Source organism: Spirillospora sp. NPDC029432, assembly GCF_040703975.1.
Classification (GTDB): domain Bacteria; phylum Actinomycetota; class Actinomycetes; order Streptosporangiales; family Streptosporangiaceae; genus Spirillospora.
This window is the reverse complement of record NZ_JBEZWH010000078.1, coordinates 1-20556: the sequence shown is the minus strand read 5'-3', so window position 1 is coordinate 20556 and position 20556 is coordinate 1. Positions and strand designations below refer to the sequence as shown.

General features: G+C 72.0%; 15 protein-coding genes. 8 read left to right on the top strand and 7 right to left on the bottom strand.

Annotated features, from left to right (window positions below; translation table 11 throughout):
- The first annotated feature begins 6 nt into the window (after nt 1-6).
- Nucleotides 7-972 carry a lysylphosphatidylglycerol synthase transmembrane domain-containing protein gene (locus tag AB0881_RS36195; RefSeq protein ID WP_366624544.1) on the top strand — a complete coding sequence of 322 codons (966 nt, stop codon included), beginning with the start codon at nt 7-9 and terminating at the stop codon, nt 970-972.
- Here the strand turns inward: AB0881_RS36195 and AB0881_RS36190 are convergent.
- The 3 genes from AB0881_RS36190 to AB0881_RS36180 form a co-directional block, all read right to left on the bottom strand.
- Nucleotides 933-2021 (bottom strand): glycosyltransferase family 4 protein, encoded by a 1089-nt coding sequence (locus AB0881_RS36190; protein ID WP_366624542.1) that lies wholly within the window; start codon nt 2019-2021, stop codon nt 933-935. The two genes, AB0881_RS36195 and AB0881_RS36190, sit on opposite strands and share 40 nt — an antisense overlap.
- Before the next feature lie 11 nt (nt 2022-2032).
- Nucleotides 2033-2917, bottom strand: a complete 885-nt coding sequence (locus tag AB0881_RS36185) for a glycosyltransferase family 2 protein (RefSeq protein ID WP_366624540.1) — start codon at nt 2915-2917, stop codon at nt 2033-2035.
- A gap of 106 nt (nt 2918-3023) precedes the next feature.
- Complete coding sequence (locus tag AB0881_RS36180) at nt 3024-5141, bottom strand: hypothetical protein (protein WP_366624538.1); 2118 nt, start codon at nt 5139-5141, stop codon at nt 3024-3026.
- A gap of 152 nt (nt 5142-5293) precedes the next feature.
- On the opposite strand from AB0881_RS36180, the gene AB0881_RS36175 reads away from it, so the two are divergent.
- The 7 genes from AB0881_RS36175 to AB0881_RS36145 all read left to right on the top strand — a co-directional run bounded on the left by AB0881_RS36175 (nt 5294) and on the right by AB0881_RS36145 (nt 15480).
- Entirely contained in the window at nt 5294-6124 is an 831-nt protein-coding gene (locus AB0881_RS36175; protein WP_366624536.1) for a TIGR03089 family protein, read from the top strand.
- A 78-nt stretch (nt 6125-6202) separates the two neighbouring features.
- On the top strand, nt 6203-7639 hold the full coding sequence (locus tag AB0881_RS36170; protein WP_366624534.1) for an LCP family protein: 1437 nt from the start codon (nt 6203-6205) through the stop codon (nt 7637-7639).
- On the top strand, nt 7636-8772 hold the full coding sequence (locus tag AB0881_RS36165; protein WP_366624532.1) for an acyltransferase family protein: 1137 nt from the start codon (nt 7636-7638) through the stop codon (nt 8770-8772). Before AB0881_RS36170 ends, AB0881_RS36165 begins: the two co-directional genes overlap by 4 nt.
- A gap of 209 nt (nt 8773-8981) precedes the next feature.
- Nucleotides 8982-9959, top strand: a complete 978-nt coding sequence (locus AB0881_RS36160) for a CDP-alcohol phosphatidyltransferase family protein (RefSeq protein WP_366624530.1) — start codon at nt 8982-8984, stop codon at nt 9957-9959.
- A gap of 70 nt (nt 9960-10029) precedes the next feature.
- Nucleotides 10030-11121: an acyltransferase family protein gene (locus AB0881_RS36155; protein WP_366624528.1), complete on the top strand. Its 1092-nt coding sequence runs from the start codon at nt 10030-10032 to the stop codon at nt 11119-11121.
- A 130-nt stretch (nt 11122-11251) separates the two neighbouring features.
- Nucleotides 11252-13468, top strand: a complete 2217-nt coding sequence (locus AB0881_RS36150; RefSeq protein WP_366624526.1) for a bifunctional glycosyltransferase family 2 protein/CDP-glycerol:glycerophosphate glycerophosphotransferase — start codon at nt 11252-11254, stop codon at nt 13466-13468.
- A 38-nt stretch (nt 13469-13506) separates the two neighbouring features.
- The gene (locus AB0881_RS36145; protein WP_366624524.1) at nt 13507-15480 is read left to right on the top strand and encodes a glycosyltransferase family 2 protein; all 1974 of its coding nucleotides are present in this window, start codon (nt 13507-13509) and stop codon (nt 15478-15480) included.
- On the opposite strand, the gene AB0881_RS36140 is transcribed toward AB0881_RS36145, so the two are convergent.
- From AB0881_RS36140 to AB0881_RS36125, 4 genes are all read right to left on the bottom strand, one after another.
- Nucleotides 15427-17142 (bottom strand): glycosyltransferase family 87 protein, encoded by a 1716-nt coding sequence (locus AB0881_RS36140; protein ID WP_366624522.1) that lies wholly within the window; start codon nt 17140-17142, stop codon nt 15427-15429. The genes AB0881_RS36145 and AB0881_RS36140 overlap by 54 nt on opposite strands.
- A gap of 111 nt (nt 17143-17253) precedes the next feature.
- On the bottom strand, nt 17254-19410 hold the full coding sequence (locus AB0881_RS36135; protein WP_366624565.1) for a glycosyltransferase: 2157 nt from the start codon (nt 19408-19410) through the stop codon (nt 17254-17256).
- 86 nt (nt 19411-19496) lie between these two features.
- The gene (locus tag AB0881_RS36130) at nt 19497-20198 is read right to left on the bottom strand and encodes a hypothetical protein (protein ID WP_366624520.1); all 702 of its coding nucleotides are present in this window, start codon (nt 20196-20198) and stop codon (nt 19497-19499) included.
- Nucleotides 20191-20556, bottom strand: a 366-nt coding sequence (locus AB0881_RS36125; protein ID WP_366624518.1) for a UDP-N-acetylglucosamine 2-epimerase, incomplete at its 5' end; no start/stop codon positions are given. The genes AB0881_RS36125 and AB0881_RS36130, both read right to left, overlap by 8 nt.

Here is a 20556-nt window from a genome sequence, read left to right as displayed (position 1 = left end):
GGGCGCGTGAAGTCGAAGGCCGTCCTGATGCGCGTGCTGCGGATCCTCCTGGTGCTGCTCGCGCTGGGCTTCTGCGCCTACAGCCTGGTCTCCCAGTGGGACGACACCGTGCGGGCGTTCGGGCAGATGTCCTGGATCACACTGGTGGGGGCCTTCGTCACGGGTCTGGCCGGGCTGTTCGTGTGGATGCTCGGCTGGCGCACGTACCTGGCGGGGCTGGGCTCGCCGCTGCCGGTGCGGGCGACGTTCCGGATCTCCAACATCTCGCAGCTCGGCAAGTACGTGCCGGGCAAGGTGTGGGCGCTGGTCACGCAGATCGAGATGACCCGCGAGCACCAGGTGCCGCGGCTGCGCAGCTTCAGCTCGACGATGCTGGCCGTGGCGACCTCGTGCGCGTGCGGGCTGGCCATGGCGGCGGTGACGCTGCCGCTGACGTCCGAGGCGGCCCGCGACCGGTACTGGTGGCTGTTCCTGCTGGCCCCGGTGGTGCTGGCCGCGCTGCACCCGCGGATCGTGACCTGGTGCCTGGACACCGCGCTCAAGCTGGCCCGCCGGCCGCCGCTGGAGCATCCGGTGGGCCTGGGCACCACGCTGGTGGCCGTGGCCTGGACGATCCTCGGCTGGGCGCTGTTCGGCGCGCACACCTGGCTGCTGTGCGCGGCCGTGGGCGGCGAGGGCGCGGGGCTGCCGTTCCAGGCGGCCGGCGCGTACGCGCTGGCGTTCGTGTTCGGCCTGCTGGTGTTCATCGCGCCGGGCGGGATCGGCGCCCGCGAGGCCGCCCTGGTCATGGTGCTCGGGCCGGTGCTGCCGGCGGGCGCGCCGATCGTGGTGGCGATCGCGTCCCGCGTCATCCTGACGCTGGCCGACCTCGCCGGCGCCGGCGTCGCGTTCCTGATGGGCCGGGGCAAGGCGCCCTTGCCGGACGGGCCCGCTCAGGACGAGCCGGAGAAGTTCACCAAGACTTCAACATAGGCGTCCCAGAGCGGGGCGTGATCGACCGGCCGGACGCCGGCGCGCAGCCGCTCCGGCTCCCCTTCGGCGTAGAAGCGCTTGAGCGCGTCCGTGAGGGAGCCCACATCGTCGGGCTCGCAGACGAGGCCGTCCACGCCGTCCCGGATCTGGTCCGCGAAGCCGCCCACCCGGGTGGCGATGACGGGGAGGCCGTACTCGTACGCCATCCAGACGTTCTGCGAGGCCGTGGCCGTACGGTACGGCAGCACGAGGGCGTCGGCGGAGCCGAACAGCTCCGGCATGTCCGCCGCCGGCACGTAGCCCGGACGCAGGTCCACGCGGTCGCCGAGGCCGAGCTCGGCGATGAGGGCGCGGGTGCCGTCCACGCCGCCCCAGAACTCCCCGGCCACGGTCAGCGCGACACCGTCCGGACCGGCCGCGAGGGCGCGCAGCAGCACGTCCAGGCCCTTGTACGGGCGGATCATCCCGAAGAACAGCAGCCGGTCGTGCCGTTCCGCGCCGCCGGCGGGCGCGGCCGGGGCGGCGGGCAGGTGGGCGGGCATCTCGGCCACGCTCACCGGGCGCGACGTGAGCCCGCGCGCCAGCCCCGCCTGCTGCTCGGAGTGGACGAGGACGCCGTCGACCTTGCGCAGCAGCCGCTTCATCAGCGGCACGTCGTACGGCTTGCGCTCGTGCGGCAGGACGTTGTGGCACAGCGCGACGACGCGGGTGCGGCGCCCCAGGCCCGCGAGGATCCCCAGGTACGCCGGGACCTGGACGGGGCTCAGCACGGCCAGCACGACCAGGTCGTACGAGCGCAGGTCGCGGCCGGTGCGCCACCAGCCGTCCGGGCGGCGCCAGTCCAGCCGCCGCCGGGTGCCGGGGAACGGCTCGCCCTCCGGCTCGGAGATCGTCTGCTGCCCGGGGTAGAGGAACGACGGGTACTGGGCGCGCCAGGACTCGATCACCGCGGCGTGCCCCGCCGCGGCCAGCCGGTGCGCCAGCTCGGTCGTGTGGTGCGCGCCGCCGCCCTTGTACGGGAACGCCGGCCCCACGATCGCGATCTTCAAGGGCGCCCCGGTCATGTGTCGCCGCGGGAGCGGACGATCAGGTCGGCGAGCAGCGCCAGCGACGCGATCAGCAGCCCGGTGATGAAGATCATCACGGTGTTGTTGGCGAAGTACCCGAAGTGCACGACCATGTCGAACACGCCCTTGCCGAACCCGATCAGCAGCAGCCACAGCGCCGGCGGCATCAGCACCTTGAGCGGGTTGAAGTACATCACCATCCGCAGCACCTGCAGGATGTAGCGGTAGGCGTCCTTGGTGAAGTGGAACTTGGACTTGCCCGCCCGCTTGGCGTAGTCGATCGGGACGTACCGGACCGGGTGCTGGTTCGACAGGAACGCGATGGTGATCGTCGTGACGCAGGAGAACCCGGGCGGCAGCAGCCGCAGGTAGGGCAGCGACACCTCGCGCCGGAACGCCCGCAGCCCCGAGTTCAGGTCCGGGATCCTCGAGTTGGTGAGCCGCTCGGCGATCTTGCGGATGAACCACTTGGCCGGCACCCGCAGCGCCTTGTGCGTGCCCTCCTCGCTGGTCCGCGCGCCGACGACCTGGTCCACCGACGGGTCGGAGTCGAGGATGTCGACCAGCTCGGGGATCCGGTCGTTCGGGTACGACATGTCGGCGTCGGTCCACACGACGATGTCGCCGCGGGCCTGCTGGCTGCCGATCCGGCGGACCGTCCCCGACCCGCTGTTGTGCTGGAACGCGACCACCCGCATGTGCGGGAAGCGCGGCGCGGCCTCCTGGAGCCGGGCCAGCGTGGCGTCGGTCGACTTGTCGTCCACGGCCAGCAGCTCGTAGCTCTTGCCGCTGTTGTCCATGGCCTTGGTGATGCGCTCGACCTCGTCGATGACGTGGTCCTGCTCGTTGTAGCAGGGGAGCACGATCGTCACATGCACATGATCTTCCGCCGGGACCGGGTCCGCGGCCGCGGACGCTGCGGGAGGTTCAGAGGGCTGGGTATCCACGCCGGGCGAGGATACTCGTCCCGGCTGAACTCTGCGGTCAGGACGGGACGGCGGCGCGCTCCCGGGGCGGCGGGGGCTGCGCCATCCAGACGTCCATGGACAGGCCCCAGGTGCCGTCCGGCGGCTCGGTCAGCGTGCGCTCGTCCTGCCGCGTCCGGACGGCGACGACGTGCTCGGCCTTCGCGAACGGCGCCACCTGCCGCGCCTCCGCGCCCAGGATCACCGGGCGGCGGCCGGCGGCGTAGATCTTCCCGATGACGCGGCGGATGTCGTCCGGCTTCGCGCCGGCGGCCGTGCGGGCCGCGGGCACGCCGCACATGCCGCGGACGACCTGGAGGAACCGGTCGGCGGTGGCGCGCTCGACCACCACCACCGAGCGGTCCGGGCCGATCCGCGCGCACAGCTCCCGGACGGCCGCCACCTCGCCCTGCTCGGTGCGGGAGACCAGGATCCCGCCGGACGACAGCACGATCGGCACCAGCAGCACCAGCGCCGCGCCGACCGCCCACCGCCGGGTGGCGCGCGGGCCGTACCCGTTGCGGCGGATCCGGCGGATCGTCCAGGCGGTGCCCCAGACCGCGAACAGCAGCAGCCCGGGGATCACCACGGCGATCAGCCGCCGGGCGGCCCACGGATGGTCGGGGGTGATGCCGGGCCGGTACAGCACCAGCACGGTCGTCCAGGCGATCATCGCGAACGGCAGCAGCCACTCGGGCGCGTTCCCGCGCACCAGCCGCCGGGCCAGCAGCGCCGCCCCGAACGTGGCCACCAGCAGCGCGGGCACGCCGACGTACCAGACGGCCCAGTAGAGGGAGAGCTCCGAGTACTGGCGGGTGCCGTCGACGGCGAGCCCGGACAGCTTCTGGACCTGCTCGATGAAGTGGACGTTCACCTCGTCGTCGAAGTTCGCGGGCTCCCGCCGCACGGTCTGCACCAGCGGCCGCACCGCGAACGCCAGCACGACGAGCACGGTCAGCAGCGCGGCGGCGGCGCCCGCGCGGCCGTGCCGCAGCGCCGTGCCGAGCCGGCGCAGCCGGGACCCGGTGGGCCCCCAGCGCAGCGCGACCGCCATCACGACCGTCGCCGCGACCAGCAGGCCCGTGATGAGCAGCAGCGGCTCGACGGACGCGCTCAGGTAGTCCAGGTACGGCCGCGACAGCAGGAACCCCTCGGCGAGCCCCGCGCCGGCGCCGAGCGCCAGGCCGAGGGCCAGCGGCACGCCGGTACGGCGCCGGAAGCCGACCAGGAGGCCCGCGAAGACGACCACCGGCAGGATGTCGCGCAGCCCGTCGATGCGGACGAGCACGATCAGCCCGAGCGCCAGCCCGCCCAGGAACGCCTTGGCCACCTCCGGCGGGACGCGCAGCCGGGGCGCGTCCTCGCCCGGCACCCGGGCGCGCTCGTGCTCCTCGTCGCGGCGCGCGTCGTACAGCAGCACCAGCCCGCCCAGCAGCAGCACCAGCGCGGGCAGCTCGCTGTAGGTCGCCCGCGACACCCACAGCATCGGGGTCGTCAGCGCCAGCAGCAGCGCCCCGGCGGGCGCCCAGCGCGGGCCGACCAGCCGCGCGACCAGCCCGCCGAACGCCACCACCGCGCAGGCGCCCAGCAGCGGCGCCATCGCCAGCATCGCGTACGGCCCGCCGAGCCAGTCGCCCAGCGCCAGGATCAGCGGCAGGCCCGCCATGAACTGCGGGACGAGGTCGTCGCCCACCACGTAGAACGCGGGACTGCCGAAGCCCAGCGCCGGGTCGCCGCCGCCGAACGCCGCGCGGTCCTGCGGGATCGGCAGCGAGCCGTGCTCGGCCAGCCACGCCGCGAACTGCGCGTACGAGGCCGGATCGCGGCGGACGACGATCTGCTCCCCCGCCATCAGCACCTGGAGGACGAGAAACGCCGCGCCGATCGCCGCGACGCCCCAGAACGACCAGCGCGGGAACGGGACGCCGCCGGGGCCGCCGTCGCCGGCGTCGTCCCGGCCCGGGCGGTCCCGCAGGCCGAGCCACAGGGCCACCGCCGCCACGGGCACGAACAGCGCGATCGCCGGCGCCGGCCGGAACGCCCCCGCCAGCAGCAGCGGCAGCGACACCGCCAGCCAGGCGGCGACGAGCAGCGCGGGCGCGGCGGACAGCCGGGCGAGCAGCCGGCCGGCCCTCACCGGGCCGCCCCGCCGCCGGTCGCGAGTCGGTGCGGGTTCAGTCGGTGCAGGTTCATCGGTGCGGAGCGTAGCGGCCCGTCCGGTGCGGTGAGGACAGGCCCGTCGGAGCCGCGTGGCGCGGAACCCGGCGGAACCTCTCGTACGCTCGCCCCATGAGCATGATCGGACCCGCGGAGCTGCTCCGGCGGCGGGTGGCGGACGACCCGTCCCGCCCACTGGTGACCTTCTACGACGACGCCACCGGTGAACGCGTCGAGCTGTCGGCCCGCACCTTCGACAACTGGGTGGCCAAGACCGCCAACCTGCTGGTGGACGGGCTGGCCGCCGAGCCGGGGACCCGGGTGGTGCTGGCGCTGCCGCCGCACTGGCAGTCGGCGGCGTGGCTGATGGCCTGCTGGGCCGCGGGCCTGGAGGCCGTCCCGGTCGACGCGGAGGCCGCGGCGGCGATCGGCGCCGGGACCGAACCGCCCGGCACGCCCGGGCCGTACATCCTGGTGGCCGCCGAGGAGGTGCTGGACGCCGTGACCGCCGACCGGGACGCCGAGGAGATCGTCGGACTGTCGCTGCACGCGCTCGGCGGCGCCCTGGCGGAGTGCCCCGCCGGGGTCGTCGACTACGCGGTCGAGGTGCGCTCGTACGGCGACCGGTTCACGCCCGGGCCGGACGTGGCGCCCGAGGCGCCCGCGCTCAGTGTGACAAAGGCCACACTGGACGCCGGGCGGCTGGTCGCGGAGGCGACCGGGGCGGCGGCGAAATGGGGCCTGGACGCGCACGATCGCGTCCTGGTTGACATGCCCTACACCACACTCGAAGGCGTGCTGGTCGGGCTTCTTTCCCCACTAGCCTCGGGGGCTTCCGTCATAATCCAACGAAACTTCGACAAAGCATCCCTAGATCGACGAGCGACCCTGGAACATGTGACAGCGGTGGCGGGTGTACCGGGATGGAATGACGCATCCGGGTCCGTAAGACGCCTCCTCTGACCTAGTCTCTGTTTGTTTCCGCCCCAGAAGGCGGGCCCGGCGCGTACCGCGGCGGGCGCCGACCCCACCTCGGAGCCGATGAACAGCAACCCGATGTACATGGAGTACGTCGACGACGCCGATCCGCAGCCGGCGGCGCGTCGGCGCGGCTGGCGCGTCCTCGGCTGGGTCTCCATCGGCCTGTCCGCGGTGATGGTCGCCGGATCGCTGACCGCCTACGGCGTCTACCGCAAGGCGATGGGCAACATCTCGCAGGAGGACGCGAACGCGCTGCTGGGGCCCAACCGCCCGAAGAAGCTCAACAGCGCGATGAACATACTGCTGCTGGGCTCCGACACCCGCGCGGGCGCCGGCAACGACAAGTACGGCAAGAGCATGACCAAGGAGCCGCCGCGCTCGGACACGATGATCCTGCTGCACCTGTCGCCGGGCGGCGGGCAGGCGATGGGCATCAGCTTCCCGCGCGACCTGATGGTGCCGATCCCGTCCTGCAAGCTGAAGAACGGGCAGCGCACCCCGGCGCAGACGATCGGGCAGATCAACGCCACGTTCACGATCGGCGGCGCGCCCTGCACCATGAAGACGATCGAGAGCTTCACCAACATCAAGATCGATCACTTCATGCAGGTCGACTTCAACGGCTTCAAGACCATCACCGAGGCGGTCGGCGGCGTCGAGGTCTGCCTGCCCAACGCCGTCAACGACCCGCAGTCCAAGCTCAAGCTGCCCAAGGGCAAGAGCACGATCAAGGGCGAGACGGCGCTGGCGTACGTGCGCGTCCGCAAGGGCCTCGGCAACGGCTCCGACACCGACCGCATCAAGCGCCAGCAGAAGTTCCTCGGCGCGCTGGCCAACAAGGCGATGAGCGCGGGCGTCCTCAGCAACCCCAGCAAGATGCTGGCGCTGATGAACGCCACCACCAAGTCGCTCACCACCGACAGCGAGCTGACGCCGCAGGTGATGATGGACATCGCGTCCGGCATGCGCGGCATGACCTCCGGCAAGCTGCGGTTCGTGACCGTGCCGTGGGGGGCGTACGCGCCCGACCCCAACCGGGTCGCGCTGCGCCAGCCCGCCGCCGACCAGTTCTTCAGCGCGGTCCGCAACGACAAGACGGTGCCGTCCGAACCGAAGAAGGAGCAGGCCGGCGCCGCACCCAAGATCCCCGCGAGCCAGGTGCGGGTCCGGGTCTACAACGCCAGCGGCATCGACGGCCAGGCCCGCCGGGTCGCCGACGACCTGGAGGCGCAGGGCTTCCAGGTACAGGTCGGCGGCAACCTCGACCTCACCAAGACCAGCCGGGTGATGTACGGCACCGGCGCCGACCAGCACGCGCAGACGCTCAACGCGCTGATCCCGAACGCGCCGCAGCCCACCGCCCGCACCGGCGGCCAGCCCGGCCTGGTCGACCTGGTCGTCGGCTCGGACTGGACGTCGCTGAAGAACTCCAAGAACGGCGGCATCCCCACCCAGGACGGTGAGGTCAAGGCCACCGACGACGTCTGCAAGACATGAGCGACCCGGCGGCCACCGCGACCGTCCCGGCGCCCGCGCCGGAGGCGGCGCCGGCGCCCGCTCCGAAGCAGCGGCGCGAGCGCGACCCGTTCTTCGACAACGCCAAGTTCCTGGCGATCCTGCTGGTCGTGATCGGGCACTCGCTGGCGTACCGGCTCGAAGTGCCGGCGGCCAAGGGCCTGTACATGTTCATCTACATGTTCCACATGCCGATGTTCATCGTGGTCACCGGCTACTTCTCGCGGAACTGGACGTTCGCCGGCGGCAAGGCCCGCAAGCTGATCACCAATGTCGGCGTGCCGTACGTGGTCTTCGAGATCGCGTACTCGCTGTACGACTGGACGGTCGGGCGCAACAAGCTGGAAGTCAGCCTGCTGGACCCGTACTTCCTGACGTGGTTCCTGTGCGCGCTGTTCTTCTGGCGGCTGTCCACCCCGGTGTGGCAGCAGATCCGCTGGCCGCTGGCGGTGGCGCTGGTCTTCTCGCTGCTGTCGTACATGAGCGACCTGGGCGACTCGCTGGACATCCACCGGCTCATCGGGCTGCTGCCGTTCTACGTGCTCGGCCTGATCCTCAAGCCGGAGCACTTCGAGCTGCTCAAGAAGCCCGCCGCGCGCGTGCTCGGCTGGGTGACGCTGACCGCCGGGCTCGTCCTGATGTATCCGGCCATGGGGCACTTCAACCGCAGCTGGCTCTACTGGAAGCACCCCCACGAGGAGCTGGGCGTGGGGAACGTCACCGGCACCGCGATGCGGCTGGCGATGTTCGTCGCGGCCACCGTGCTGGTGGCGGCGTTCCTGGCGGTGGTCCCCAAGCGGAGGACCTGGTACACCAAGCTCGGCGCGACCACGCTGTACGCCTACCTGCTGCACGGCTTCATCACCCGGCTGCTGGAGTTCACCGACTGGTGGGACGCCGAGTGGCTGAACACCGTTCCGGGACTGGTGCTCGTGATCGCCGGGGCCGCCGCCGCGGGCACGTTCCTGTGCTCCAAGCCGGTCGTCAGGTGCATGAGCTGGGCCCTGGAACCGAAGATGCGGTGGGCGTTCACCCCGCTGCGCCGGCCCGGATCGCAACGATCCAACGGGAAGGTGAACAAAAAGGAGCCAACACGTAATGGTGTCGGCGGCTGACCGATAGCATCAGGCGCGGCACCCGAGACAAATCTCCGTCAACCGGAGTGAGCGCGCGCGCTGGAGGGGCCCCCGCGTCCGGGGACGCCCGCCGCCGTCGGGGAGCCCTCACGTCGATGAAAGGACAGCACTCCATGGCGAACTTCACGCTCGAGGACGTTCGGCAACGAACGTACAAGGCGCGTGATGCATGGTGGACCGTACTTCTGGTGGATCCGCCCGCCTCCCGCCTCGTCCGGTTCACGGCCAACCGGACGAACATCACCCCGAACCAGCTCACCGTCGGGGCACTGATCCTGGGACTGGGCGCGGGTGCCTGCTTCGCCGTCGCCACCGCGCCCTGGCTGCTGCTCGGCGCGCTGCTGTACCACCTGTCCTTCACCCTCGACTGCATGGACGGCAAGATCGCCCGGCTGAAGGGCACGGGATCGGTCTTCGGGGCGTGGCTCGACTACATCTTCGACCGGATCCGCGTGCTGGCCTGCGCGATCGCCCTGATGGGCGGCCAGTACGCCCGGACCGGGAACGTGGCGTACGTGTGGGCCGCGCTCGGCGTGGTCTTCCTGGACATGCTGCGCTACATGGACGCGCTGGAGATCTACAAGGTCCGCTCCCAGATGCGGACCAAGCTGCGCACCATGACGGAGCAGGTCGAGGCCATGGAGCTGGCCCACCGCTCCAACGGCAGCGCCGCGGACGCCGCGGACACCGCCGGCGCCAGCGCGGACCTGCGCTCGGCCGAGGGCGTCCTCGCCCGCGCCCCCGAGTCGGAGATGGACGACCAGGTCGTCGGCGACAACCCGGCCGTCCTGCTGCAGGAGGGCTTCAACAAGAAGTTCCCCTGGTACGCCCGGATCCGGAACGCGCTCAAGCGCGGCCGCATCCGCCCGCACCTGATCAGCGGCATCGAGTTCCAGATGGGCGTGTTCATCGTCGCGCCGGTCGCCGCCGCCGCGGTGCCGGGCGCGATCATCCCGGTGTCGGCGGTGTCGGCCGTCGGGATGCTCGCCTTCGAGTTCGTGATCATCTACAAGTTCTGGCTGTCGAGCCGCGACTACGGCCGCGTCCTCGCCGACCTGGAGAAGAAGTCCGCCGAGTGGGCGCTCCGCACCGAGCGGGCGGAGGAGGACCGGCCCGCCGCGCACACCGCGCCGCTGCCGGCCGACGTTCCGGTCAGCGGCCGCTAGCCCGCCATCTTTTCCGGCTCGTGCCGGCCGTTCCCCCGCGGCCGCGCACGGGCCCGCCGGAGGCCCTTCAGTGACCAGCCCCCGCCTCGCGACGGCCGTCCCCGCGGCGGCACCCGCGGCGAGCGCTCCCCCCGCCGCCAAGAAGCGCGACGCCTATTTCGACAACGCCAAGTTCGTCACCGCCGTACTGGTGGTGCTCGGGCATGTCTGGGCGGAATTCGGCGACAGCCACGCCGTCGACGCCGCGTACAAGGCCGTCTACGCCTTTCACATGCCGGTATTCGTCTTCATCACCGGCTACTTCTCGCGGAGCCTGATGCGGAACCCGCAGAAGTTCCGCACCATGCTGCCGACCCTGGTGGTCCCGTACCTCATCTTCATCGTCCTCTACCGGGGACAGATCGTGCTGCTTCTCGGCAAGCCGTTCGATCTGAACGAGTTCCTGATGCCGCACTTCCTGATGTGGTTCCTCGTCGCCATGGTCTGCTGGCGGCTGAGCGCGCCGCTGTGGGACCACCTCCGCCATCCGGTGGCGGTCGCGGTGGTGGGATCGCTGCTGTCCGGCATGTGGATCTTCGGCGAGGAGCCGACGATGAGCCGGATGGCCGGGCTGCTCCCGTTCTTCGTGCTGGGCCTGATGATCGAGCCGGAGCGCCTCCAGGTGCTGCGCCGCCCCGCCGCGCGCTGGGCGGGGGCCGCCGTCCTGGTCGCCGCGGTGCCGGCGATCTACGTCTGGGAGAGCGGCCTGCTGGGCGTTCCCGGAATCAACATGGACCTTCTGTGGTGGAACAGCAGTTACCGGGACATGGGGTATTCTGCTTTGGTCGGGATGGGCGGGCGCGCCGCCGCCATGTTGCTGGCGGTCATTCTCGGAGCCGCCTTCCTCGCAGTCATCCCCCGCAGGCACACATGGTTCACGGAGATGGGTACGAGGACGATGTACGTGTATTTGCTGCACGGGCTGGTGGTGAAGACCTTCGACTACACCGGCGTATTGGCCGAGCCGGTACTGCACACTCCGCTGGGCATCGTCGGGGTGACGCTCGCCTCGGTCGCCCTCGCCCTGCTCCTCTCCACGGGCGCCGTACAGCGCGTCACCCGCCCGGCGATCGAACCCAAGGCCCGCTGGCTGCTGAAACCCCAGCACGGGCGCGGCACCTGAACCCGCACCGCCGAAATGGACGCCCCGGAAATGCACACCGCTTTAATGCACACCTGAACGCACGCCACGAACAAAGGGCGCTCGGTCGGCGTCCAATCGAAACAGCCCCCCAGCAAGCGATGGGTCCACAGTGAGCAGCGACACCAGCATCTCCCTCAGCATCATCGTGCCCGTGCACAAAGTGCAGGGGTACATCCGGCAGTGCCTCGAGTCCATCCTCGTCCCCGATGTCCCCAACCTGGAGGTCATCGCGGTCAACGACGCCTCGCCGGACGGGTGCGGGGCGATCCTCGACGAGTTCGCCGAGCGCGATCCGCGGGTGCGGGTGCGGCATCTGACCGAGAACGTCGGGCTCGGCCAGGCCCGGAACGTGGGCCTGGACATGGCCACGGGCGACTACGTCTGGTTCTTCGACAGCGACGACTACGCCACCGAGGGCGCGGTCCGCGCGATCCACGACCGGCTGGCGGAGACCCGCCCGGACGTGCTGCTGTTCGACTACGCCCGCTCGTACTGGACCGGCAAGACCAAGCGCAGCATCATCAACCACCTGTTCCGCGAGCCCCCGGCGCCCGACGTCTTCAGGCCCGAGGACCGGCACAGCGTGCTGGAGCTGATGATGACCGCCTGGAACCGGGCGATCCGCCGCGAGTTCCTGCTGGAGCAGGGCCTGCGCTTCAGCAGCGGCTACTACGAGGACTTCAACGTCACCTACCCGCTGCTCATGGCGGCCGAGCGGCTGAGCCTGCTGGACCGCGTCTGCTACATCTACCGGCAGCGGCGCCGCGGCGCGATCACCAAGACGGCCGGCAAGAAGCACTTCGACGCGTTCGCGCAGTACGACCGGGTCTTCGCCTTCATGGAGAAGATGGGGCCGCGGGCCGACCAGTTCCGGCCGCTGATGTTCAACCGGATGCTGTGGCACCTGCTGGTCATCCTGGAGCGCGAGGACCGGGTGGAGAGCTCGGAGGAGGCCCGCTTCTTCGCGGAGATGTCGCACATCTACCACCGCTACAAGCCGGTCGACTACGCCGTGCCCGAGGACCCGATCCTGGCCCGCAAGCACCGGCTGATCGAGAAGAACGACCACAAGGGCTTCCAGAAGCTGCGCGCGACCGAGAAGGCCGAGAAGAAGCGCCAGAAGAAGGAGAAGAAGCGCAAGAAGGACAAGCGCACCCTCAAGAACTCGGTCAAGGCCCGAATCAAGACCGCGTACTACAAGATGCAGCTGCGGCGGCCGCTGGAGGGGAACGTCGCCGTCTACAGCGCGTACTGGTACCGCGGCTACTCCTGCAACCCCGCCGCCATCTACGAGGCCGCCAAGGACCTGGCGCCCGGCGTGCGCGGCGTCTGGGTGGTCAAGCCGGCCGGGCGCAAGAACATGCCCCAGGGCGTCGACTACGTCGTGTCCGGCTCGCTGAAGTACTACCGCCTGATGGCGCGGGCCAAGTACTTCGTCAACAACGTGAACTTCCCGGACGAGATCGTCAAGCGGGACGGCCAGGTGCACGTGATGACCCAGCACGGCACCCCGCTGAAGAAGATGGGCCTCGACCAGATGGAGTACCCGGTCGGGACCAGCGACATGGACTTCAAGGCGCTGATCGCCCGGTCCGACCGGTGGGACTACCTGGTCTCGTCCAACCCGCTGTCGAGCGAGGCGTGGGACCGCGGCTTCCCCTGCAACTACGAGATGCTGGAGATCGGCTACCCGCGCAACGACCGGCTGGTCAACGCCGACGCCGCCGAGCGGGCCCGGCTGCGCGCCGAGATCGGCATCCCCGAGGGCAAGACCGCGATCCTGTACGCGCCGACGCACCGCGACTACCAGCGGCGCTACACCCCGATGTTCGACATCGGGCGGTTCCTCCGCGAGCTGGGGCCCGACCACGTCCTGCTGCTGCGCGCGCACTACTTCTACAAGCTCAAGGACCTCGCGGCCGACATGGGCTGGCCCGAGGACCGGCTGATCGACGTGTCGCAGCACCCGACGGTGGAGGACCTCGCCATCGCGTCGGATGCGCTGCTGACCGACTACTCGTCCATCATGTTCGACTACGCGAACCTGGACCGCCCGATCGTCCTGTACGTCAACGACCTGGAGACGTACACGCGGACCCGCGGGCTCAACTTCGACCTGGTGGCGAACGCGCCCGGCGCGGTCGCCATGACCGAGGACGAACTGATCGACGCGTTCACGTCCGGCGCCGCCTGGGACGACCAGGCGGCCAAGGCCCGTGCCGCGTTCCGGGACCGGTTCTGCCCGTGGGACGACGGCCACGCGGCCGAGCGCGCCGTCCGGCGCGTGTTCCTCAACGAGCCGGTCCGAACCGGCGCGCATCCCTGACCCGACGGCGGGCGGGGGCACCCCGAGGGGGATCATAAGTGAAAGTCAGCGTGATCGTTCCGGTGTACAACTGCCGGGAGTTCCTTGACGGTACGTTCCGCTCGGTGTTCGAGCAGACGCTCGACGGCGAGGAGATCGAGCTGATCGCCGTCGACGACGGCTCGACCGACGGCAGCGGCGAGTACCTGGACGAGCTGGCCGGCCGGCATCCCCGCCTCCGGGTGCTCCACCGCCCGAACACGGGCGGCCCGGGCGCGCCGCGCAACATCGGGATCGAGGAGGCGCGCGGCGAGTACGTGTTCTTCCTCGACGCCGACGACCATCTCGGCCCGGAGGCGCTGGAGCGCATGTGCGCCGCCGCCGACGCCAACGGGACCGGCGTCGTCATCGGCAACTACGTCGGGATCGGCCGGTCGGTGGCCCGGTACGACCGGTCGCGGCCGCGGGTGACCCTCGACGACCCGGACTTCGACGTCTTCGGCAGCTCGCTCAGCGCGCACAAGCTGTACCGGCGTTCGTTACTGGTCGAGAACGGCATCCGCTTCCCCGAGGGGATCCGCTCCGGCGAGGACAAGGTGTTCGCGGCGCACGCGTACCTGCACGCCGGCGCCGTCTCGATCGTCGCCGACCACGACTGCTACTACCTGGTCGCCCGCGACTCCGGCACCAGCATCATGCAGACGGGCGGGGCGCCCGCGGCCGAGTACTACCCGCAGATCGCGCTGCCGCTGCTGCAGGGCGTGGTGGCGCACACCGAGCCCGGCCTCGCCCGCGACCGGATGCTGTTCCGGCTCTTCTCGCGCGACGTCCTGCACCGGTTCGGGGACGGCTTCCTGAAGGACCCCGTACGCCGGTACGAGACCTGCAAGGGCGCGCGCAAGGCGTGCGAGGACTTCATGACCCCGGCCGTGCTGGAGCGGCTGCCGATCCACCAGCGGGTCATCGTGCACCTCCTGCTGGAGCACCAGGACGAGCTGCTCCACGAGCTGGTCCGGCGGCGGGCGGCGGGCGAGATCCCGCGGACCGTGGTGGACGGCGACCGCGCGTACGCCGCGTACCCGGGGTTCCGCTCGCCCGCCGCCGCGCTTCCCGACGCGTACTTCGACGTCACCGGGCGCCTCACGGTGATCCGCGAGCTCGCGCGCGCCGAGTGGTCGGACGGCCGCCTGCTGCTGGCCGGCACCGCCCGCGTGAAGGGCGCGGAGGAGCCCGGGACCGCCGGGGTCGTGCTGCGCCACAAGCAGGACGGCACCGAGATCGCCCTGCCGGGCGGCGGCGCGGACGGGGCGTTCGAGGTGGAGTTCGACCCGGCGGCGCTGCCGTCGCCGGGCGTCTGGGAGTTCTCCGTCACCGTCACGATCGGCGCGGTCACCGCCGCGGCCCGGCTCGGCGTGAACCGGGCGGACGGCGGCGAGCCGGCCGCGCCCGGGGCGCGGCTGGTCCCGGCCGCCGGGCTGGTCGTCACGCCGTTCCTCAGCCCGAAGGCCAAGCACCTGTCGGTGCGGGCGGGGTCCGGCGACAAGTTCACTCGGGACGTCTTCACCGTCGACGCGGTGGAGTGGGCGGGCGAGGGGCGGCTGCGGCTGCGCGGCTCGCTCCTGATGGCGGCGGCGGGCGAGCCCCCGGCGGTGTCGTTCCGGCTGGCCCAGCGCGGCGGCACGGACGTCCGGCACGCCGCGGTCGAGCGGTCCGCGGACGCCGGCCGGCTGGCCTTCGACGTGGTCGCCGGCCTCCAGGGCTGCGCGCCCGGCCGCTGGGACGCCTGGTGCGAGATCGGGACCGGCGCGGACGCGGTCCGCCTGCGGGTCCCGCTGCCGGAGAACGCCGTGCTGCCCGCGGCGACCGGCACGGGCTTCGGCCCGGCGCGGCGCGGCTACGAGCCGTACCGCACGGCCAAGGGCGCCCTCTCGGTCCGCGTCACCGGCACCCCGGTGACGCGGCGCCTCAAGAGCGCCCTGTCACGTACGGTCCGCGCCCCGCTGGCCCGGGTCCGCGGCGGCCGGGCTCGCTGACTCCGGCTCCTTCCCGGCGGCCGCGCCGTCCTCCTCCATCGCCTCGGCGGGCGCCTCTTCGAGGTCGCCCGCCTCGTCGTCGCCGGTCGTGCCGCCGGGCTCGGGCTCCGTCTCGGGCCCTGTCTCGGGCCCCGTCCCGGGATCGGGCTCGGCGGCGGTCTCGGCCGCGGCGGCGCCCGCCGGCTCGGCTCCGGGCTCGGGGTCGTACGGGCGGGGCAGCAGCGCCAGGGCGGCCGCGACGATGGCGAACGGGACCGCCGGCACCACGTACCGGTAGTCGAAGTCGGCGGTGGCCGCCGGGATCACCAGCAGCGCGAGGCCGAGGGAGCCGGGCAGCAGGACGGTGCGCAGCCAGTGCAGCAGCCCGCCGCCCACGCGCCAGCGGCCGAGATGGCGCAGGTTCCGGACGAGCCCGGCGAGCCCGGCGAGCATCATGTAGCCCAGGAACGTTCCCGGCATGGCGGCGTCGTCCTGGTAGGCGAGCACCCGCGAGGCGTGCGGCTCCACGACGCGGGGCCGGCCGCCGCCCGAGGGGTCGTACCGCTCGGCGAGCAGCGCGTCGTCGTCCGCCCACTCCTCGCCCTTGGAGAACTCGTACTGGTGCCAGGTCCAGGGCGTCGGGTACGGCTTGCGCTCCCACTCGAAGGACCGGAACGTGTCCCGGACGATCACACCGACGTAGTCGCCCGGCTGCGCCATGATCGCCTTCCAGGCGAACTCGCCGGCCAGCCTGTCGGCGTGCGGCCCGGTCACCCAGCCGGGGATGTTCCGGAACGCCGAGTCGTCGGTCCACATCGAGGAGAACGCGGGCGAGATGGCGGGGTTGGTCTGCTTCGGGCACATGATCGCCAGCTCGGGGCTCGGCTTGATGATCCGGCAGTCGGCGAAGTCCGCGGTCCGCCCGTACAGCCAGATCTGGCTGGCCTTGGCGACGGTGAACTGGCCGTACACGGAGTTGAACCAGGCCATGTAGGCGAGGATCGCGACCGCGTACACGCCGGCGGCGCTCACGCAGGCGCGCCAGCCGGCCCGCCGCAGCAGCATCCCCACCAGCAGGACCAGGATCAGCGGCAGCCCGGCCGAGCGGGTCAGCGCCGCGCTCGCCATCAGCAGGCCGGCCAGGCCGCCGGTCCACCAGGTCATCCGCTCCCGCCAGAGGATGACCGTCATGGCCAGCAGCAGCAGGAACGTGAACAGGAAGTCCGACATGAGCATGTGCTCGAGGGCGATCTGGTGCACGGGGATCAGCACCGGCACGGTCGCCGCCGCCGCGATCAGGCCGGGCAGCCAGCGCCGCCAGGCGAGCCGGCCGGGCGGGCGCCGCCGCCACGCCGCCTGCCCGGCGCGCCACACCAGCAGGTAGACGAGCACGCCCGTCAGCACGCCGATCGCGTGCTGCACGGCCACCACCACGGTGAAGCTGTGGAACGGCTTCAGCAGCCACAGCAGGAACGGGTACCCGCTCGGCCGCAGGTCGCCGGGCCCGAGGTCGATCGCCACCTTGAGGTACCCGGCGGAGTCGCCGAACCACCAGGGGGCGGGATAGCCGCGCACCGCGATCACGCGGACGGCGACGGCCACCGCCAGCACGGGGAGGAAGAACAGGTGCGGGGCCACGGCGCGGCCCAGCCCCGCGATGCCGCGGCGCGGTTCCTGGACCACCGCCCCCCTTCGCTCTGACCACCGGACCGAGCGGAACATCGGAAGCCTGGAGACCACCGGCAGATCATATCGGCCTGGCGGGTCCGTAAACTCCGCCGAAACTCCGCTATATCAAGGCTTTCCGGCCGGTACGGGAGCCGCCGGGACTCCGGCCAGCAGATCCGTCCACTGGCGGCACACCTCGTCCAGCGCGTACGCGCCGCGGACCTGCGAGCGGGCGAGCGCGCGCTCCTCCTCCCACCGCCCCTCCCGGACGGTCGCGGCGATGGAGGCGGCCATCGCGGGCGCGTCCCGGTGGATCCACCGGGTGTCGTAGATGGTGTCCGCACCCGGCCAGCCGAGCAGGACCGGAACGGCGCCGGACGCCATGCCCTCGGCCGGCGCCAGGTGGAAGCTCTCGTCGTCGCTGGTGGACAGCACGAAGCCGATGCGGCGCAGCCACGCCGGGACGTCCCGCCCGTACGAGTCGAACACCACCCCGCCCGCCAGCAGCGGCGAGCGGCGGATCCGGCGGAAGACCTCCTCGTAGTGGGCGCGCTCCTCCGGCTTCTCCCAGATCCACCAGTACTCCCACGGCAGCTTGGACTTCACGAAGAGCGTGAAGCGCGGGTCCTCGCGGCGCAGCTCCTCCAAGGCGTCCAGGGCCAGGTCGAGCCGCTTGCGGGACGGCGCGATGCCGATCATCCCGAGATGGTGCTCGGCGCCCGCCAGCTTGGGCCGGTCGAGCTGGAGGTCGTCCACCCAGTTCGGGACGACCACGACCTTCTCGGCGGGCCAGCCGGTCATCTCCCGGGTGAGGTCGGCGTAGTGCGGGCTCACGCAGATGACCTGGTCGACGGCGTCGATGTCGAGATGGCGCGGCCAGGCCGCGTACAGCTCGAAGCGGTGCAGCCGGACCAGGAGCCGCTGGCCGGGGCGCTTGTGCGCCGCGTACCAGAGCGCGTTGGGCCCGCACCACTCGCAGATCACCACGTCGGCCCAGTCGGCCAGCGCCTGGCTGCGCTCGGGGTCGTGGGACTTGAGCGCGGCCCAGTGGTCGACCCGTACCTCCATGTCTGGCCGGGACTCCAGGTAGTCCAGCAGCCGGGTGAAGAACTTCAGGTCGTGCCCGGCGACGCCGACGCGCAGCCGCCGCCCCTCGGGCACGGGCGCTTCGGCGATGGCGCGGGCGGCCGACAGGACGGCCTCGGACGGCTCGGGGAACGCCTGCGCCAGGTACCCGCGCAGCCGCCCGGCGGCGGCGTCCAAGCTGTACTCGGCCGCGGCGGCCCTGCAGCGCTCGACGGCGAGGGTGTGGACGTCCGGGTTCTTGCCGATCAGCGCGAGGGCGTCCACGACGTCGTCCTCGGTGGCCGCGAACAGCGGGTAGTCGGCGCCGAACAGCCGCTCGTGCATCGGCGTCCGGTTGAGCACGACCGGGACGCCGAGCGTCCCGCACTCCAGCACCTTCGTGGACAGCTCCAGGCTCGCGTCCATCTCCGGGTGCCGCCAGGACAGGCCCACGTCGCAGGCGGCGGTGAGCCGCATCGCCTCGGCGCGCGGGTGCCCGCCGTGCCAGACGACGCCCTGGCCGGACTCCAGCGCGGCGCGCATCCGCTCGGCGTACCCGGGGTCCTTCGGGTCGTCGTGGATCTTGTCGCCGACCATGTGCAGCTCGGCGTCCACGCCGCGGCGGGCCAGCAGGCGGGGCAGCGACGCCATCTCGTAGGTGTTCCAGCGCGGCGCGAACTTGCCCGTGTAGACGAGCTTGAGCGCGCGCCCCTCGGGCGGGCCGTCCGGGCGGCCGGTCATCCCGTCCGGCAGCACGACCACCGGCGGGAACAGCACGCTCTTGCCCGCCGTGGCCGCTACGGCGCTCTCCAGGAAGCCGCGCAGCTCCTCGGTCTGGCAGAGCAGCATCCGGGACGCGTCGGCGATCCGCCGCAGCTCCCCCTTGGCCGAGCCGGCGAACTCCCCGGCCGACTGCGGGACGTCGGTGAGGTACGTCCACAGCCGCCCGGCCAGCGGCCCGGCCGACAGCTTGCCCGCCAGCCGCCGGCCGCGCACCACGACCAGGTCGAACGGGTCGGCCTCGTCGATCGCGGCGAGCACGGCGGCGGCCTGCTTCGGCTGCATCCCGGCCTCGCCCTCGACCAGCCCCTCGGCGTGCGGGCTGAGCACGGTCACGCTGGGCAGCGCGCGGAGCGGATCGACCAGCCGGCCGGTCCGTACCGGGGCCTTGAGGACGAGGGTCACCTCGCAGCCCGCCCTGGCGGCGGCCTGCACCATCCCCTGGGCCCAGATCGCCGAGCCGTCGATCAGGTTGAGGTCGACGTCGCCGTAGACGAGGGCGCGTGGTCGCACGGAAGGTCCTTTCACGGTGCTGCGGGAGCGGCGGGCCGTCCCGCCTGTGCGAGCTGTTCGAGCTGGGTGGACGTGGTCGCGCGGGCGTCCCAGTCGAGGATCGCCAGGGTCGGCGGCGGCGCCTCGCCCCATAGGACGAGCGGCAGCCCGCGCTCCCTGGCGAGCCGGCGGGCCTCGTCCAGCACGCGGTCCCGGTCGTACATGCCGGGCACGCCCAGGTAGGCCCACGGCCCGCCGGGCTCGCCGGCCGCCGCGTCCACGACCAGCAGGTCCACGTCGGCGGTGTCGAGCACGATCGTGGCGTCGTGCGGGTGCAGCGGGACGACCCGGGCCCGCTCGCCGAGCGCGGCGGCGGCCTCCCGGCCGAGGATCCCGGCGACGATCGGCCCGTCGTACGGCTGCGACACCAGCAGCCGGTCCTCGGGCCGGTCGACGCGGTCGAGCTGGACGCGCTCGCTCTCCCGGACGCTCGGCGCGACCGCCGGGATGTGCCGCTTGCGCCACAGCCGGTACAGCTCGCGCGGCAGGCGTACGCCGCGCTGCTTGGGGTTGCGGGCCGCGCCGGCGACCAGCCGCCCGAACTGCACGGTCGTCGAGCTCTCCAGCGCGATGAGCCGCCGTTCCAGCTCCTGGACGCGCCCTTCGCGCTCCCTGAGGACGGCTCTGAGGCGGGCCGCCTGGCGGTTGGCCTTGGCCGCGGACGGGTCAGTCACCGAGGAACTCCATGATCACTTCTGCGATGCGGGGGCCGGCGTGGCCGTCCCACAGCGGCGGCTTGCGGGTGTTCTGGCCGCGCTCGGCGTCCAGGGCCTTGCGGGTTTCGGGGACGAGGTCGTCGAAGGTGACCAGGCGGTTGGTGCCGTGGGTGATGGTGATCGGCCGCTCGGTGTTGGGCCGCACCGTCAGGCACGGCACGCCGAGGATGGTGGTCTCCTCCTGCAACCCGCCCGAGTCGGTCACCACGGCCGCGGCGCCCCGTACCGCCGCCAGGAAGTCGATGTAGCCGAGCGGGTCCAGCACGTGCACGCCCTGGTGGGCGTCCAGGCCGGCGGCCAGCAGGTTGGCGCGGCC

Coding starts and splice junctions, on each gene's coding strand:
- AB0881_RS36175 (WP_366624536.1), top strand. CDS start 5,294: ATGAGCATGATCGGACCCGCGGAGCTGCTCCGGCGGCGGGTGGCGGAC.
- AB0881_RS36170 (WP_366624534.1), top strand. CDS start 6,203: ATGAACAGCAACCCGATGTACATGGAGTACGTCGACGACGCCGATCCG.
- AB0881_RS36165 (WP_366624532.1), top strand. CDS start 7,636: ATGAGCGACCCGGCGGCCACCGCGACCGTCCCGGCGCCCGCGCCGGAG.
- AB0881_RS36135 (WP_366624565.1), bottom strand. CDS start 19,410: ATGGTGCAGGCCGCCGCCAGGGCGGGCTGCGAGGTGACCCTCGTCCTC.